Source organism: Flavobacterium chuncheonense (assembly GCF_042686145.1).
Lineage (GTDB): Bacteria > Bacteroidota > Bacteroidia > Flavobacteriales > Flavobacteriaceae > Flavobacterium > Flavobacterium chuncheonense.
The window spans coordinates 213,531-231,222 of sequence record NZ_JBHUPC010000012.1 but is presented as its reverse complement, the minus strand read 5'-3'; the positions used below and the strand labels follow the sequence as shown (position 1 = coordinate 231,222).

Here is a 17,692-nt window from a genome sequence, read left to right as displayed (position 1 = left end):
TTATCATTGATTAGCTATTTTTTTATTAATGAGTATAAGGTCTCGACTCCGCTCGATCTGACAAGAATGGCTTGTCAGCGTTTGTCTGGGGTGGTTTTGTCGAAGGCGATGAGGTTGAGCATGGCTCGTAATCTGGAGCGGACTCGGTTGCCGTACATGGTTTCGATTTCTGAAGCGGATAGGTTGGTGGTGATATGGGTGATTACTTTTTTGGAGATGAATAGGTCGTATCGTGATAGGATTATTTCGGCCATTACATTGCATTCGTTGCCGTAATATTTTAAGTTGCTTTCAACTCCTAAATCGTCAAAGCAATAGTTTTTACAATCGGTTTGTGTATAACTACCACGACTGTATTTGTGGATTATTTCGTATCCTTCTTTGATGAATTCAAAACTGATGTCGCGGCAGGTTCGCATGTAGAATTTGTTGTCTTTGTGGTTGATGTATTTCATAATTGCCATTAAGGTTGTTTTGCCAGAACCTACGGGCCCAGAAAGTAGGATTCCTTTTGATAAGTCGATACCGAATTGATTTGCAGTTGCTTCATCCTTTAGGAAATATGCCATGAGCTTTGTTATGTTGGTTTTGTCTTCTTCTATGAATTGAAAACTGGAACCATACTCTTGTTTGGCTTTTTGCTCTAACCATGTTAGGATTTCTGGATAGTTGTAGTGTACGCTCATAATTTAGATTTGAGTTGTAAAAAACAGAGATCCTGAAACAAGTTCAGGATGACAAAAATGTCATAATGGTTCTGCATAATTTTTATCTTCGGAAACTTGTAATTGCTTGGCTCGTGGTTGTTCTTTTGGTATTGGATTTTGTGGTTGTTTGATTGTGAATTTGGCGGTATTCAATATCCAACTGCGTGCTGCAGCTTGCCAATCGATCATCTTTGTTTTTCCTCCAATGAGCCAACCGTTGCTGGTGTAATAATTGTAAAATCGTTCTGCTTCAAATTCTGAATATTCTTCTTGTTTGAAGTATTCTTTGATTTGTTCGATTGATGGATTTTCTATGTCTCTTTTTTTTGCGCAACTTTTTTTTGATTGATTTTCGACTTCTAAAAAATCATTTTTTTCAAAAAAAATGGAATCATTATCTATAGATATGTTTTTAATGTTTTTAGATGTTTTAGTATTATTATATATATTGGGTTCATTAACCTGTTCGGTAGGCTTACCATTGGCTTGGCTATTTATTGGTTGGGTTGGGGCAATAATTGAACGGGTTTGATTTTTAAAAACACTTTTTCTATCTGATAAATCGTGTAGGATTACTTCGGAACCGGTATAAGGATTATAGGATGGGATATAGTCTATGAATCCAAGGTTGTGTAATTCCTTAATGCATTTGTGATAGGTTGCTTTTGAAGCGATTCTGCTGGCTTTCATCATCTCATCTCGCGATATTGCAATTGGATTTTTAAAGCGGTTGATGTTCCAGCTTTGGAATAAGGCTAGGTAGAGGCTGATGTGTGTGGGGTAGATGGTTTCTTCTGTTGCGATGCGAATGAAGAAGCCGGTGAGGTGTTTGATGTAGTTCATATTTCATATATTATTTATTTATTCTTTTTTAAGGCACCAAAATGAATCAAAAAGTGCTTTTACTTTTATGAGGTGTTTTTTCGAAAATACCTCTTCGGAATTTTCAAAAAACCGAAAAGTGATTTCCTAAAATCCCTACAAGGATTCGGGATTTCTTTACGGAAATCATTTTCTACACTGCATAAAAGTTGGGAATTACTGCGAACTCTATGTCGCTTTTTTAGGTGTTATACAATTTTTAATTATTTTCCTGTTAGGAGTTTTTGGATGTCGGAGTGGTTGTAGTATAGGATGCCTCCGATTTTGGTGTATGATAGGGTTCCGTTGATGCGGAGGTTTTGAAGGGTACCAGGTGAGATGTTGAGGAGTTTGCGTACTTCGGCTGATTTGAGCCACTGTTTGGTTTGTATGGATTGGGTTTGGGTAGCAGACTGGATTTCGTTTAATAAGGCATTACCAAAATTTAAAAGGTCTTTTTTGGTTACCATTTGATGGTGTAGCAATTCGAAATTGTCGATTTCTGGGAATAGTTGTTTGGGATTTAAGTTCATTTTGTCTCTTTTTAAAAGGTTATGAGACAAAATTGTGGGTTTTGGTTTAGTTTGTTTCAGAAGTGAATCAGAAGTTCTGAAAGAAAAATAGCTTTGTAATTCTTTTTGAGGTCTAAATAGGGGATTATTCAGGTCATTTTTTTGCTTTTACAACTCGGTGTTTAATAATGTTTTATTAATCCTAGGTATTCAATGATACCAAAAGTGTATTTATATAAAACAACCATAAACACACCTGATACTATCACACTTATCAATATACTATTTGAAATTGCTTGTGTAATTGGTTGGTTTATAATTTTTAATATCATTCCTAAAACAAATGGAATCAAAATCATAAAAAATGGAAACATAAAAAAGGTTCCTAAGGCATAGGCGTTTTCACTGGATTTATAATTCAAGAAAATCATTGCGTAAATAGCGATTGTAATACTTGTTCCCAAAAGAAAGTTTTTTGGTTTGATTTCTTTCTTAACTAAGGGTTTATAAAGGAATATAATAGCAACAATGAATGCAATTAAAGTGATGAATAGAAAAGGTACAATTATAATTCCCATAGTACTTTGGCTTATTTTATATTTGTATTGTATAGTTTATTTTTTTTGGAACAAAACTAATTAATAACGGTCTCGTATAAGAATAGTAGCGGATTTAAACTCACTAACCTTTCAGATATACACACAGACCTTTCTTATATTACTTACTTTGGCTTTAGTAATTAAACCGCTATTATTTTTATACATTGTTGTGTGCTGCCTTTTATTTTTAATATTCTAATCTTCGTCTTTCAGCTTCATCATCCATTCTTTTGGCATCGAATAGATAACCATCAGATAGTCTTTTAAATATTTCAGCTACGTTAGGATATTTATTTTTAAAGTTTTTTTCTAACTTTTCAAAATAGGTAGCTTTCTCCCTTTCAATGTCTCCACCATCAAAAGCTCCTCTTGAAGAAGAGCCTCTTTTGTTAAACAATGCTGAAGAATAATTACTTTTTATGCTATCTGAATTTATCTCTTCTATTATCTTAAATATTGTTTCCTGTGGCCATTCAGGTATATTCTCAGGATATTGAGCTAACACCTTTCCAATTTGCATATCAGCAACTTCTAATCTGCTTACATTTTCAGCAAGTTCACGTACTTTATCTATCCAGCTTTTTAATTCCACTTCATTAATAGAATTATCGTCTTTCATTCCTGGTATTTTTTTCCAAGAGTTAAGCAGGTGATATGATTGTTTCGCTCTACTTTCAATGACTTCATCTGTAATTCCTTTTCTTTCCTCTTCTAATAAAGTTTTATCCTTAGGAAGATAAATCCACTTTAATACATCAATGAAAAAATCAGGATTGTTTGCTAATTCTTCTTCAAGGTTTATGGGGGTTCTTCTTGTGCCATATGAATCTAAAATAGGGAGATACAACCATTCTAACTTAATAAGAGTAGATTTCTCAATATCTTCTCGGTTATCTAATTCCTCAAATATTCTTTCAATTTCATAGCCCTTAAAGCGTATGGTCTCACTTGACTCTTCAGTTCCTGCTCTTAGGAGCATATCAGCAAGAAGGTTTGTTGGAATAACTTTAGGGAAATGTGAAGCAATATCAATTGCAGAAAAAAATCTTTTATGAATTAAAAGCATTTCTACCCCAAAAACTTTTTCAGCATCAGAAATATGATAAAAATGAGGCCTTACATTTTGCCAATATAGATTCTGAATTTCTCCATTTAAAGTGGAGATGAAATCCCAAAGTTCCCGATTTTGATTGATAGGAATTAAAATATTGGAGAGTGCTTGATGACTATAACCCTTTTCTTGCAAATCACTAAACAAAACTTTAACCCAATCAAAACCCACTTTAATTGATTTACGGTAAATAAAACTATGAACAAAGGTTATTTTACTTCCTTCATCATATAGACATTTACTGATGGTGAAAATATCTTCTTGTTTAGAAATCACATCTGCCAAAGCATAGCCAAAAGCCCATAATTGAGATATTTCATTTCTGAGTTCTAAGGTTTTGTCTAAACCTAATTCAGAAATAAAATTTATAACGGCATCCTTTCTTGCATCATCAACTCTTTTTTGCTGCTGTTCGTGACGTTTTTCAAACTCATTATCCTTATATACAAATCCTTCAGGAAATTCAGGCCAATGGTCATTAAACAACCAAATGTATTTCTCTAAAGTAGAAGTTGGTTTAAGTTTATTGTACAAGTCTTCCAACCTTTTCAATTCTGATTCAGGTAATGCCCAATCTGTATCGGGATGGGACCTATGATGATTTAATATTTTTCTTAAGGTAGCCCAAGTTGTGAAACTCTTTTGCTCCACTTTTAAGCAAACCTCATCTGCCCAAGTCAAAATCCTATTTCTGTCTTTAGGGCTCAGATTTGTAACATCATTTATTAACTGGGAGAACTTATTTTCATCATAATCAAAAAGCTCAATAAGCATTTCAATTATCGTTGAATGCGTATCCCAAATTTCCTGATACGTATATTTTAGATTGGTATTTTTATCAAACATTCTCCAACGCATTTTATGCGTAGGATGAGCAACACCGTGATGTTCGGGGAGCATACGAATAAGCAATGACCAACCTGTTTCTTGTTCTCGCTCTGTAATATATTTTAAGACAGCTATTCTTTCATCATAAGAAGCGAGAGTTTGATAATGCCACGGTTTAAAAATTTCCGTAATACTATTTAATGGTCTGTTCCATAAATTACCACCAGGGTCAAGTCTTGAGAGTTGTAATAAAATTAAACTTGTGTCTCTAAGGTACTCTGGTAGCCAAGCTAAATTTTCAAAAGCCCAAAGAAAACCTGTATGGTGACTTGTTTTGTGAAGAAAACCATCTTCTTCTTCAAACATTTCTATTATTTCAGGTTTTTCCTTCGCTAAGGAATTATTCACTGATTTTAGAAAACTATCTGGAGATGCTTCAGAGATAAGCGGTAACTCGTGATTTACGGAAACCCAAGTTTCTCCAGTTGCATTGTATAATAAATCAAGCACAATGCTATCTATCCAATTTTGAGGTTTATTAAGATTCGGTATTTTAATGCTATCGCCTAAGCGACCAACAAGAATTAATGATTGAGTTAAGCCTTCTCTTGACCAATTTGAATACTTTCTCTTTTTATTGAAACTGGCTGCAAAATCATTTTTATCCTTTGGTTCAATAATAGGATTTCCGTTTTTAAATGCTTGTAAAAAACATTCCTGAAGGTTTTTAAAATCATTTTCAGTAAGTTGAGCAGATAGATTTGTCCATAAATCTAAGGGAGAGGTTAAACGCCAATTTTCTCCAATTTGAATAATTGGTGATTCTTCAAAATTTTTCCATTTATTGAGAGTGATTAAATAATCGGCATATTTTTGATTTGATAGTTGTTCTATTAGCTCAACATCACCAACAAAAGTTTCATTCCATCTACCTAATAATAGTGCTGGTATGATTTCTCGAATATCCTCCTTAAAAAACCATTTTGCTTTATTATAAGGAAACCCAAGAAGTTTTTTAAGAATAGTAATATTTCTTCCTGATTCTCTTGAAAATTTCTCTGCTTCATCTTTTGAAACTCCACTTTTAATAAGTGAATTAATTTGACCGTCTCTATCAATTGTCGGAAGGGTGATTGTTTCTTGATTAAAATCATCATCTGCACCTAACGGAACTAAAACGTGATGCCCTCTAGATACAGCAGCGTAAAGTGGCTGTGCTTCATCAAATCTTGGTATGAGGTTTAAAGAAGTGTTTGTATTTATCCTAACACCTCTAAAATTCCCTTCGGTATCTATTATGAGAGCTTTAGAGAAAAACCTATCAGAGTCATCATCAGGGAAAGTTTTTGCAGCTGCTATAATAAAGGCAATTGCTTCATTTTTAGTAGATGCCTTTATTCCTTTAATTGTTGGCTCTCCTTGCAATGTTGTTAGTAATTGATTCTTTTCGTACTCCCTTCCTGCAATGATGCTTTCAGGTAAAAGAACCAAGCCTTTAGCTCCAATAGACCATTCTTCCCAGAATTCATCTGCTGTCATTATCCCATCAAAAGGATAAGTGCCTACACCATCTTGTGCTGCAAACCAACGAGAAACGGATAAAGCAATATCGAGCCATTGTTCAATATCTACAGAATCATATACAATTACATCTTTCCAGTGGTTTTCGGCTTTTTTCTCTTTAACCCAATCATCCTTTTTTGACCAAAGTCTCGGAGTAACAAATATGAATACAGAGTCCTTTGGAGTGAAGCCAATTGGATTACCCTTTCTTTTATTGTAATCGCCATCTGCCTTTCCTTTAATATCTGAATTTGTACCAAACTCCCATAAAGAAGTTCCTTTTGGTACGTAAGCCGTTTCAGACTCACAGTTAACGATACCATCCCACCCACCAATGTATGTTGCACTCCCTGAAGGTAAGTTAGCTTTTGTACTTGCAGGCGTAGTTGCCCTAACTAACCTTGAAATTAGATAAGGTAATGCAGCTTTTGAAAATGTAGTGACTGCCCAACTTTCTATATTGTCTCTGGTTACTAGTTTCATTAAATTTTATTGGTCTGTCATTTTTTAGGTTGCACTCAACTAGTAAATATATTCAAATATATGTAACTTTTCGTAATTTATATTAATTGAATTGCTTACATAACTTGAGCTTTACAGTTATTCAATTCTTGAATGAAATTTGAGGGTGAGCTATTTGTTTTGTTTTTGAAAGCTCGTGTGAAGTTTTGAGTGGAACCGAAGCCCGCTTCTTCAGCTAAGGCTTTAATGGTATAGTTGCGGTATTTGTTTTCGTTTTTTAATAGCTCTATAATGTGTTCGACTTTTAAGTCGTTGATGTAATCGATTGTTTTTTTGCCTCTGTGTTTTAAAATTGTTTTGGCTGCATATTTGGTGTTGGTTTTTAAGTATGAAGCAATTTTTGGCAATGTCATATCTTTTTGTAAATAGCGTTTTTGTACCTCAAATTTTTCGAGATTTTTGAGTATTGCTTCTTCTAATACGGGATTTATCTCGGTTTCTTCTTTATTGCTTTTTTGTTCTAAGGTTCTAGCATTTGTTGGATTGTTTGCTTTTATTATTAGGTGAGACACTTCTTTGTTTATGTATAGTTTTTTTTTGTATTTGATTCCTAAAAGTATAATAAAAGTTGTTAAAACAAGCGCTATTAAGAGCATGAATATGTTCTTTAGTTTTCCCTGTTTTTCTAATTCTGCTTTTGCTTGATAGAGTTTTTTAGTGTCGTATACTTTGAATATTTTATTGGACAGGTATTTGTAATTTGAATTGAGGATGCTATCTGCTTTCAGTAATTTGTTTGTATATATTAATTGCTTTTTCACCTCTTTTTTTATTTCGTAGTATTTGATGAGTAATTCGAAATTCTCTCTTAGATCGGGGCGTATGTAATTGTTTGTGCTAAAGGTATTGTCTACTTTTAGTAGGTAAGGCAATGCTTCTTCTTTTTGGTTGGTTTGCCAATAACTTTTTGCGATATAGAAATTGGCCACTGCTTCATTTGCGAAGTCGTTTTTTTGTTTTAAGAAGGGGATTACTTTTTGTAATTCGTTAATTGTAACTGAGTAGTTTTTTTTAAAATATTGATTGATGGCTTCTGAATGTTTGAAGTATGGTTCCATTTCTGAATTTCTCAATCGTTGACCTTCTTTGATACCTTTGGTGTTGTATAGCGTACAGGTTTCAAAGTCGTTACTTTTATTATAACAAAGCCCCAAGTGATGCAATACATTTAGATAGGCTCTATCATTTTCCGTTTCAAAATATAGTAGGCATTGCTTAAAGCTTTTTATTGCTTCTTCATAAAAACCTAAATAATATTTTGTTTGCGCTATTGCATATTCTATTTTGTGAATGGTATAGTAGTCGTCTGAATATTCAAAGTATTCATAGGCTATTAAGTAATTGTCTAAAGCTTTTTTTAACTCTTTTTTTTGGTAATGCTTTATTCCTGATGCTAAATATTGTTTACCCTTTTCAATTGCTTCTTTTGTTTCTGTAGTATTTTTTGTTGAAACTGAAGATTGAATTATAGTTGTCGTTAAATTGTTACTTGCTTGGGTTGCATCAGCACCAATTGTAATTAGTAATAGTAGGAAAAGAAAGCGTTTGCTCATTGTGTTTTTTGGGGGCTAATGTTTGGATTATCGTATCATATTTTATTTTTTAAAAGGTTATATAACAGTACGTAAACAAATTTAATAGAAAAGTATATTACTTTTACTTTGTCGTAATTTTTTTATAAAATTTTAGCCATCTGCCTGGTCCATTTTGTAGTTCAACTTATCTGATAGGGTATTTAAGAAGTTGGTTTTTTGAATTGTTTTACGACTTCTGATTTCATAAAAGATACGGCTGTGTTGGCTCAATTCGATATCGAAAACTTGTTCCATTTTTTGTGCGAGTTCGTTTAAGCTTATTTTACCATTATTGATTACCCCTTCTGCATGTAGTGCATATATCAGTTCTACAAATGCTACTTTTGGTGCTGTCCATTTCACTTTCTTTTTACTTTCATTTGTTTTTGCATTAGGATTACTTTTTGCTGAAAGGTATTGTAAGAGGGTTTCATAGGCTATTATTTTGGCAATGGTATAATCGTGGGTGGTATTAAAATTATCATCGTAGCAACTCTGTATGTTTTCAATTGTTAGTGTAATGTCGAATTTTTTGCGGATAAAAAAATTTTTGTCCAAACTGGTTTCACCTGTGCGGTAGTATTTATAGGATTCTTTATTTTGAATGAAGAATTTTTCTATTTTTTTTATTTCTTTTTTGTAGTATTTGGTCTGATGTTTAGTTGTTGATGGTTTATTCACTTCAATATTAAACATTTCATTGTAGTAAATGAGTTTGCTAATGAACTGTGGTTTTATGTTCTTAAAAAAATCTATTTCTTCTGATTTACTCGAAAATTCATAGGTTTCGCAATATTTTTTTAGTTCCAAAATTGTCTTTTGGGTTGTTATGATTGCTTGTTTTGCAAGTTGTAATTCACAGCTGTTTTGGTTGTGAATTTGTTTTAATTTTTTGTTTAGTTCTTGGTTCAGTTTTAAGGCAAAGTTTTTCATTTTTTTTGGGGGGTTTTCGGCCTTAAAAGTATTTGGTACCTTGTTATGAGACAAAGTGTTGTGGTTTTGATTCTTGAATTGAATGGTGTAATTCTTGAATTGGTAGGTTTGTTGATTAGGATATTATTTTGTTGGGTATGGAGTAGGAGATTTGTTGTAGTATAATGTATTTTTTTTAAGCTTAAATGCGAAGCATTCATGAATACAAATGAAAAACAATAAATAGGAATGAATAAAAATGCACCAAAACAGGCTTTGCTTTTACGAGGTGTTTCCCTAAAAAGGTGTTTTTAGGGAACCGCCCTTTTTTTACCGAAACTTTGTTTCTCCTCTTAATTTCAAATGCTCAGGATCCGGTTTTGATTTTCTAAAATCCTTACAAGGATTCGGGATTTCTTAACACAAATTATTTGCTACACTTTGTAAAAGGGATTTAGTAGTGAATGGGGAGTGTTTTTATTAATTTGGATTTGGAGGAGTAAGTTGATTGTGGAATAGTGTTTTGTACTTTGTCTTGCCACAAAGTACCAAAAGGCACAGCCTGATTCCTCAACGGTCAATCTACTTTTCATAACCTAAAAGAAAAGAACTCGGCTTTCAGCCTCAAACAGCTTTTCTTTCTTAACGGTTATTTCAAAGGATTGACACTCGTTTGCGGAATCTAAGGCTGGTTGAAAATTGTACTGAATAGAGACGATTGTGCTTTAAAAGGATATCATTTGCTACACTGCGTAAAAGTGATTTAGTAGTGAATAGATGAATTGAATTATTATGAGCTGATGCTCGACTGCGGAATCTAAGGCTGGTTGAGAATTGTGGTGAATAAAGTATCTTTTAAGGAACTGCTATAAATTATAAAAGGCCTCTTTTTTTAATTTCGATTATTAAATCGGTATCATTTCCATTGTTTGTGAGTAGCTGTTTTTTTATAGTAGCTTTTCTTTTTTCGATTGCGCTTAAACTTAGGGGTATATACTTTGTTAGATTTTTAGTTTTCTCTCCAGCAACTAATAGTTCTACTATTTTATAATCGTATTCATCCCAATCTAAAATATTAGCTGTAATTGTTTTTTCAGCTTTTACAATGCTACTGCTCCTGTATTTTCCATTTTGAATGAATATTGTATTGATTATTTCTTTAAAGGATTCGAAATTGACATCCGATTTTGAAATTAATCCATCTGGGTTTATTGCCTGTACTATACTTGAAATTATAGCAGGCTCGTTGTGCATTGTAATAAATACTATTTTACAGTCTTTAAATTTTTTCTTTAGAAATATTGAAAGGTCTAGACCATTGAATATTTTTTTATCTGAGTATGATGGTAAATTGTAATCTATAAAAGCATAATCGATTTTATCTTTATTCAAATTTTTAAATTTGATTACGTTGTAAGCTTCTTCACATGATGTGGCTTCTATAAAATTGAATTCTTTACCTTCTAAATTATGCTTCGTTAGGTTTTTATACGCATCAATATTTAATGGATGATCATCTATGATTAAAATATTGATATTAACTGAAGGTTTCATAATTGAAGGGGTATGGTAAAAAATTGAAAGTGATTAAAAAATACCGTTAGACTATACTATTCATAGTGTTGGCAACAAATATATAAAGAAATAGTAAAATGCTATAGTATGGTGGTATTTGGATACATTTCTCACAAACGGCGTTCTAGAACAATACTAGCTATTAATTGAGGACATCTTCATGTTTGTAGATAAAGAAAAGCATTTTAATTAGGTTGCTTTTTATATTTTTGGGCTCATGAAATACTATTTTATTTTATTGATTGTTCTTCTATTGTTTTCATGTACTAAAAGAGTTGAGGATAATAGCATTGAGGGTTATTTTATTTCCAAAGAATATACATCATTGGAAGCGGTACAGAAAAAGCAGAGTCTGGATTCTATATTTGAATTTGTTAAAACTCAAAAGAGGGATTCCATTGCTAACCATAATTTATTAGCGCTTTCAACAGCGTATTACTATATATCAGATTTTGCCTTTTCGAGAAAAGCAGCTAGGGAGTCTTATGAACTTTCACTTGATTTAAAAGATTCTGTTAATATGGCAAAAGCAAATTATTACATAGCTGAAACCTTTGACATTGACTCCAAAGATAGTATTTACTATTATTTCTCAATTGCCAAAAAAATTTATTCAAAGTTAAAAATGGATACTGAAGTAGCCAAAACGGAGTTTAAAAAAGCCTATTTGCTATTTTATGAGGGTAATTACATTGATTGTGAAACGAAAATGGTTGAAGCCATTAGGTTGTCTGAGCAGAGTACTGATTATATCTTTAGGTTTAGTTACTTTACTTTAATGGGTAATTGTCAAGAAAAACTAGGAAATTATGACTTGGCTTTACAATACCATCTCAAAGCAAAAGATGTGCTACCTAAAATTAGCGATATGGAAACACAACGTAGCTATAAGGTGACTTCAATTGTAAATATTGCTAATCTTTATGAAATATGGGGGGATTATGATACGGTAATTAAGAATTTGACAAGCGTAATTGATAATAAAGCGATTGAACCTATTTCTGATAGACTATACGCCTTAATTTTAAGCAATATTGCTTATGCTAAAATGAAAAAGGGAGATTTTAATGGCATTGAAAGCGATTTTCTTGAATCCTTAAGAATTACAGAAGCGATTAATAATAACACTGAATTACTGTATAGAAACGTTAGTTTAGGCGAGTATTATTTAACTGTTGGTAATTTTGAAAAATCTGAATTTTATTTAAAATCAGCATTACGTCTTTCCAAAACAATTGGGAACTATAATGAATATTTAAAGTCTTTAAAGTTCTTAAGTAAAGTAGATTTTCAAAATAAAGATTTTTACAATGACGAATATGTTCGCGTTAAAGATAGTTTAACAAACGTTCAATTGACCAATAGAGAAAAGTATTCCAGAATAGAATATGAAACTTCAAAATTGGAGGAGGAGAATAAAAAATTAACGGATCAAAACTTTATTTTGTTGATTGCCTTTGTATCGGGTGTCTTATTACTGACCATTTTGTTTCTTATTTATAGTTTGAAATCGCAACGTAAGAAAGTACAGTTGTTACTTCAAAAGCAGCATGCTGAAGCAGAAGTTTTTAAATTGCTAGAAGAGCATCAAAAGAGTGTTATGGATGCTAAGTTTACTGAACAGAATCGAATATCCAAAGAACTACATGATGGCATTATGAATAAGTTGTATGGTGTGCGTTTGAATTTAAGTTTTTTTAATGCTAGTACTACAGATGAAGCACTTGCAAAACGGAAGGATTATATTGATGAACTGTCGGTTATAGAAAATGAAGTGCGTACTATTTCTCATGATTTGAATACTGATTTTACTGCAGAAAAGTATGAACTTGATGCCTTGATTATCGCATTGGTTGACAATCAAAACAAGCTTGGAACTACTATTTTTAAAGCGACTATTGATACCTCTATTCAATGGGAATTGCTTGATACTGTTGTAAAATTCAACATTTACCGAATTATACAAGAAGCAATGCATAATGTAACGAAGTATGCTAGTGCAAGCTATTGTACCATCGATTTACATTTTATAGATGGTGTATTGCAGCTTCAAATAAAAGACGATGGAGTAGGTTGTGATTTGAAGACTATTAAAAGGGGTATTGGTTTGAAGAATATAAAGGATAGGGTTAGGGAATTAAAAGGTAAGCTTGATATAACAACAGCTCCTGGTGATGGTTTTGTATTGGATATAGTTTTTGGGGTTGCTGGTTGAGGATTGTTTTTGTAACGGAAATTGGTGATAGAGTAGTGTTATGTACTTTGTCTTGCCACAAAGTACCAAAAGGCACAGCCTGATTCCTCAACGGTCAATCTACTTTTCATAACCTAAAAAAAAAGAACTCGGCTTTCAGCCTCAAACAGCTTTTCTTTCTTAACGGTTATTTCAAAGGATTGACACTCGTTTGCAGAATCTAAGGCTGGTACAGGATTGTGCTGGATAGACGAATTGAATTATTGAGGGGTGATGCTCGATTGTTGAATTTAAGATTGGTTGATGAGTGTGCTGGATAGATGCTTTAATTTTTAATGATTTTTTGGGATAGTTTTTCTCCGTTAGTTGTTTCTATGAGAATGGTATAGATGCCATCGCTTATATTTTCAATGTTTATGTAATCACTAAATTTTGAAGTCCCTTTTTTTACATTTCTACCTGTAACATCAATAATATTATACTTGAAGTTTTCTGTAGTTGCTTTATGTTTTTTTATGGTTAGTGTGTTTTTTGTAGGGTTTGGGTAAACTGTAATTGTATTGTTTTCATTGAAGTTTTCACTTGAAAGTGGGTTGGGTTCAAAATGGGCAATAAAAATCGTGTAAGCACTTTGAAATGAGTTGTTAACTGTATCAAAAACTTGTTTTGTTTGCTGTAAACCATTTGTAGTTGCTATTTGTGTTAAACTCTGTGTTGTACCCACAATATAAAATCTATTTCCATTATCATATGGATGAAAATCAATGTCTTTTTCATCTAATTCACCTCCATAATATGTGCCCCAGGATTTAGTGTTTTGGTTTGTAAATTTGCAGACAAATGCATCTCCGCTATAGCTGTTGTTAGTGTTACTTAAGTAACCATCAGTAGTTGTAATACCTAATGACATCCCAGTAGAACCATAATTGTAAAAATTGGTTGAATTTTTATCAATAATAATATTAGATATTATAGGGACACTATTAGATAAATTGATGTTGTAATTTCCATTATAAGTACCCCAATCACGTGTACCAGTTTGATTAAATTGAACTATAATATTTGAATTGCTATTGCAATTACTTTGATAAGAGCCATAAGTTGCTATTTCTTGATTGGTATAATTTGGAGCACCTCCTGTAAAAAGTATTGCATTATCTTTAACATCAATACAATTTTTTTCTGTAACCCCTTCGTTTAGATTGCCTCCATAGTAGGTACTCCAATCGCGTTGTCCGTTAACGTTGAATTTTGTTAAAAATATCTCTCGGCAATTTTCTGGTAAAGGTTTGTGTGTATTAGGTGTTCCAAAATATGTATTATAGGAGAAATTAGGAGGGCAATCCATTGTGTGGCTCAAAGTGTAAACACCTTGTGTACTGGACTTTATATTCCATAAAGGTATGTTTTTACCATAGTATGTGGTCCATATTCTATTACCGTTTAAATCAAATTTTGAAATTTGATAACTTGAATCATTTTTATTTTGTTGAAAAACTCCTGGTGTAGCCATATTTGGGCTGAACATTGTGGTAGATATGTAAATATTATTTAACCCATCAAAAGAAATGTTTTCAGGATTTGGTGCATAATCATTTTCAGAACCACCAAAGTACGTACTCCATACTATAGTTCCACTTGCATTGAATTTAGAAATGAAAAAATCGCCACCACCATTTAAGGTCTCTTGGTGTGCTCCTGTAGTTGTAATGTTTGAACTACTTTGAGTGGAGCCAATAATGTAAATATTATCATTATTGTCGATATCAATTGCATTAATTTTATCGTTACTAAGACCTCCGAAGAAAGTGCCCCATAAGATTTGACCAGCATTATTAAATTTAATGATAAAACCATCATAATTTCCACCTGCGTAATATTGTTGATGTGAGGAAGCATTTGTAAAAGAGGTTAGATTCGTTAAATCAGTTCCTTTAACTGCACCCACAAGGTATATGTTTCCTTGGCTGTCAATTTTACTACTTTTTAATTCAAATCTCTCATCACCGAAATAGGTGCCCCAGTTGCGTTGGTAATTGAATTGCGCTTCAATAGTTTTTGCAAATAAGATAGTTGTTATAGCCAAAAGTAATTTCAATGTTTTCATAATTGGAGCTTGTTTTGAAATTTATACACTTTATACTAATAGTATTTTGAATCGTTTTTTATTTTCTTTACTAGATTTTCAAATGTATAACTTTTTGAGGATTATTTTTGTTATTTTAAAGAACTTTTATTTTCAACGCTTGTTCATTTCGCTCGTGTCCAATAATTGACGCTCGACTACGGAAGCTAAGGACGAGTTAGAGATGAGCTAGTTAGACGATTTGAGCTGTGAATTCGTAATGTATGTACTTTTTTAAAGCTTAAATGCGAAGCATTCATGAATACAAATGAAAAACAATAAATAGGAATGAATAAAAAAGTATCCAAAATGGCTTTTCTTTTACGAGGTGTTTCCCTAAAAAAGTGTTTTTAGTGAACCGCCCTTTTTTTACCGAAACTTTGTTTCTCCTCTTAATCTCAAATGCTCAGGGTCCAGTTTTGATTTTCTAAAATCCCTACAGGGATTCGGGATTTCTTTACGAAAATCATTTCCTACACTGCGTAAAAGTGATTTAGTAGTGAATGGGGAGTGTTTTTATTAATTTGGAATTGGAGGAGTAAGTTAATTGTAGAATAGTTTCTTCTTCTTCTTCTTTTGTCTTGATACAAAAGAAGCAAAAGATCAAGTCCCTGCTTCCTCGTCGGTCAATTTCTATTTTTAAAGGCTAAAATAAAAGAACTCACTTCGTTCAAACAACTTTTATTTTTACGCCTTTTTCAAATAATTGACGCTCGACTGCGGAAGCTAAGGACGAGTGAAAGGTGTGCTGAAAATGCGAATTGAATTCTTAAAGGGTTACGCTCGATTGCGGAGCGCTAAGCCGTTTTTAGAATTGTGCTGAATAGATGATTGTGTTTTTAATAAATATCATTTGCTACACTGCGTAAAAGAGCTTTGGTATTTAGTTTTTTAAAATTATGTTATTTTTTTAAAATTACTGTTTTTATCATTTTCTTGGGGTTGAAGAATGTTTTTAAAATAAGCTAGTATGCGTTATGTGTTGTGGTGGCTTGTTTTGCGTGTATTTTTATAATTGGATTGAATTGAATATTCTTGTATTATTGTTTCACACTGGTATTGTTTTTTGTTTTAAAAATATTTTTTTAACATATATTACGGTAAAACCGTAATATATTAGATTGTTGGTTGGTTATATTTGGTTCAATTTAAAATTAAGTTTATGAAACGAATTTTACTTATAGTAAGCCTTATTAGTGGTTTATGGTTACAAGGGCAGTGTTATGAAAGTGTACATTTGGGTGGTGGTCATACGGTAGCGCTTAAAAGTGATGGTACATTATGGGGCTGGGGAAGAGCGGTTGACGGACAATTGCATTCCAGTGTAACTCGTGAATATGTACCCAAGCAGCTGGGTGCTGATAATGATTGGGCCAATGTTTTTTGTGGTGGATTTAATACTTTTGCGATTAAGAACAATGGCACTTTGTGGGGAACAGGAGGTAATATTTATGGTTCTTTAGGAGTTAATTCAACGAATCAAACATTTTCGTCATTTCAACAAGTTGGAACGGCCAATAATTGGTTAAAAGTTGCGGGTAGTTCCGGTTTTACAATAGCATTAAAAACCGATGGTACAATCTGGGGCTGGGGGCAAAATGATTATTTTCAATTGGGACAAGGGAGTTCTTCGGCACAACAGCTTTCACCTTTACAGGTTGGTACCGCAACGGATTGGATGGATATTGCTGTGAGTACTAACAGGACTGCATTTGCTTTGAAGAGTGATGGTACATTGTGGGGGTGGGGGTTTAATCCTTCTTCTTTGCTTAGTTATGGCAATTCTAACATTAGCGAGGTTGTCCCAATTCAGGTTACCACAGTGAATACGTGGGTGAAAATGCGTGTAGGTGGTTCTCATATTTTAGCTCAAAAGGCTGATGGCACCCTTTGGGCTTGGGGGGGTGGTGAGCATGCAATAGGCCAAGGCGGTTCAGTAATTGTGACCAATACTCCTCAACCATTAGGAACTGATACTTGGAAAGATTTTGGTGCTGGCCCTGCAGAATCTATAGGCATTAAAAGTGATGGTACGTTATGGGTATGGGGAATAAATGATTTAGGACAATTAGGGGATGGTACTACTACAAATAGAAATGTGCCTACGCAAATCGGTACGGATAACAATTGGGAAACGGTACAGTATAGTTTGTCGTTTCATGCCATGTTAACGAAGACGGATGGTACGGTTTGGTACTGGGGACCTAATAATTATTATGCTACTTATGGTGGGAATACAACGGTTTCTACAGTAGCGGTGCAAATGCCAAATGTGTGTGTAGGGCCTACTTTGAGTAGTGAAGATTTTACGGCTGCAAGTACCATTGCGTTGTATCCTAATCCTTCTAAAGGGATGGTTACACTGGATTACCAATTGGAAACAGCTGCGCAGTTGCAGGTTATTGATGTTTCGGGGCGTGTAGTTTTGGAGCGAGAATTGGTTACAGCGGAGACTTCTTTGCAATTTGAGACTACTGCTATGGCAAGTGGGGTGTATGCGGTTCAGGTTTTGGATAAGAATGGTGGGGTTTGGAGGAGTAAATTGGTGATTGAGTAATGTAAGGTACTTTGTCTTGCCACAAAGTACCAAAAGGCACAGCCTGATTCCT

At 33.1% G+C, this 17,692-nt stretch carries 11 protein-coding genes; 2 read left to right on the top strand and 9 right to left on the bottom strand.

Going from position 1 to position 17,692, the window contains the following annotated elements; all coding sequences use genetic code 11:
* Positions 1 to 74: 74 nt before the first annotated feature.
* The 8 genes from ACFS5J_RS05040 to ACFS5J_RS05005 form a co-directional block, all read right to left on the bottom strand.
* Complete coding sequence (locus ACFS5J_RS05040) at positions 75 to 686, bottom strand: ATPase (protein WP_379810955.1); 612 nt, start codon at positions 684 to 686, stop codon at positions 75 to 77.
* Between the two features lie 60 nt (positions 687 to 746).
* The gene (locus ACFS5J_RS05035; protein WP_379810954.1) at positions 747 to 1,550 is read right to left on the bottom strand and encodes a transcriptional regulator; all 804 of its coding nucleotides are present in this window, start codon (positions 1,548 to 1,550) and stop codon (positions 747 to 749) included.
* Positions 1,551 to 1,792: 242 nt separating this feature from the next.
* Positions 1,793 to 2,101, bottom strand: coding sequence for a helix-turn-helix domain-containing protein (locus tag ACFS5J_RS05030; protein WP_379810953.1), 309 nt, complete (start codon positions 2,099 to 2,101; stop codon positions 1,793 to 1,795).
* Between the two features lie 161 nt (positions 2,102 to 2,262).
* Positions 2,263 to 2,658, bottom strand: a complete 396-nt coding sequence (locus ACFS5J_RS05025) for a hypothetical protein (RefSeq protein WP_379810952.1) — start codon at positions 2,656 to 2,658, stop codon at positions 2,263 to 2,265.
* Positions 2,659 to 2,866: 208 nt separating this feature from the next.
* Positions 2,867 to 6,664 (bottom strand): hypothetical protein, encoded by a 3,798-nt coding sequence (locus tag ACFS5J_RS05020; protein ID WP_379810951.1) that lies wholly within the window; start codon positions 6,662 to 6,664, stop codon positions 2,867 to 2,869.
* A gap of 95 nt (positions 6,665 to 6,759) precedes the next feature.
* The gene (locus tag ACFS5J_RS05015) at positions 6,760 to 8,256 is read right to left on the bottom strand and encodes a helix-turn-helix domain-containing protein (protein ID WP_379810950.1); all 1,497 of its coding nucleotides are present in this window, start codon (positions 8,254 to 8,256) and stop codon (positions 6,760 to 6,762) included.
* A gap of 132 nt (positions 8,257 to 8,388) precedes the next feature.
* Positions 8,389 to 9,210: an RteC domain-containing protein gene (locus ACFS5J_RS05010; RefSeq protein WP_379810948.1), complete on the bottom strand. Its 822-nt coding sequence runs from the start codon at positions 9,208 to 9,210 to the stop codon at positions 8,389 to 8,391.
* Positions 9,211 to 10,062: 852 nt separating this feature from the next.
* A complete protein-coding gene (locus ACFS5J_RS05005; protein WP_379810946.1) occupies positions 10,063 to 10,743 on the bottom strand; it encodes a response regulator in 681 nt (226 codons plus the stop codon).
* A gap of 238 nt (positions 10,744 to 10,981) precedes the next feature.
* On the opposite strand from ACFS5J_RS05005, the gene ACFS5J_RS05000 reads away from it, so the two are divergent.
* Entirely contained in the window at positions 10,982 to 12,979 is a 1,998-nt protein-coding gene (locus ACFS5J_RS05000; RefSeq protein WP_379810945.1) for a tetratricopeptide repeat-containing sensor histidine kinase, read from the top strand.
* Between the two features lie 304 nt (positions 12,980 to 13,283).
* Here the strand turns inward: ACFS5J_RS05000 and ACFS5J_RS04995 are convergent, their stop codons facing one another.
* Entirely contained in the window at positions 13,284 to 15,065 is a 1,782-nt protein-coding gene (locus ACFS5J_RS04995; protein WP_379810944.1) for a T9SS type A sorting domain-containing protein, read from the bottom strand.
* Positions 15,066 to 16,245: 1,180 nt separating this feature from the next.
* Here ACFS5J_RS04995 and ACFS5J_RS04990 point away from each other — a divergent pair.
* A complete protein-coding gene (locus ACFS5J_RS04990) occupies positions 16,246 to 17,640 on the top strand; it encodes a T9SS type A sorting domain-containing protein (RefSeq protein WP_379810943.1) in 1,395 nt (464 codons plus the stop codon).
* Positions 17,641 to 17,692 lie beyond the last annotated feature (52 nt).

Excerpts from the sequence above, each read along its gene's own strand:
- ACFS5J_RS04990 (WP_379810943.1), top strand. The coding sequence starts at position 16,246 with ATGAAACGAATTTTACTTATAGTAAGCCTTATTAGTGGTTTATGGTTA.
- ACFS5J_RS05000 (WP_379810945.1), top strand. The coding sequence starts at position 10,982 with ATGAAATACTATTTTATTTTATTGATTGTTCTTCTATTGTTTTCATGT.
- ACFS5J_RS05025 (WP_379810952.1), bottom strand. The coding sequence starts at position 2,658 with ATGGGAATTATAATTGTACCTTTTCTATTCATCACTTTAATTGCATTC.
- ACFS5J_RS04995 (WP_379810944.1), bottom strand. The coding sequence starts at position 15,065 with ATGAAAACATTGAAATTACTTTTGGCTATAACAACTATCTTATTTGCA.
- ACFS5J_RS05030 (WP_379810953.1), bottom strand. The coding sequence starts at position 2,101 with ATGAACTTAAATCCCAAACAACTATTCCCAGAAATCGACAATTTCGAA.
- ACFS5J_RS05040 (WP_379810955.1), bottom strand. The coding sequence starts at position 686 with ATGAGCGTACACTACAACTATCCAGAAATCCTAACATGGTTAGAGCAA.
- ACFS5J_RS05020 (WP_379810951.1), bottom strand. The coding sequence starts at position 6,664 with ATGAAACTAGTAACCAGAGACAATATAGAAAGTTGGGCAGTCACTACA.
- ACFS5J_RS05005 (WP_379810946.1), bottom strand. The coding sequence starts at position 10,743 with ATGAAACCTTCAGTTAATATCAATATTTTAATCATAGATGATCATCCA.
- ACFS5J_RS05035 (WP_379810954.1), bottom strand. The coding sequence starts at position 1,550 with ATGAACTACATCAAACACCTCACCGGCTTCTTCATTCGCATCGCAACA.
- ACFS5J_RS05010 (WP_379810948.1), bottom strand. The coding sequence starts at position 9,210 with ATGAAAAACTTTGCCTTAAAACTGAACCAAGAACTAAACAAAAAATTA.
- ACFS5J_RS05015 (WP_379810950.1), bottom strand. The coding sequence starts at position 8,256 with ATGAGCAAACGCTTTCTTTTCCTACTATTACTAATTACAATTGGTGCT.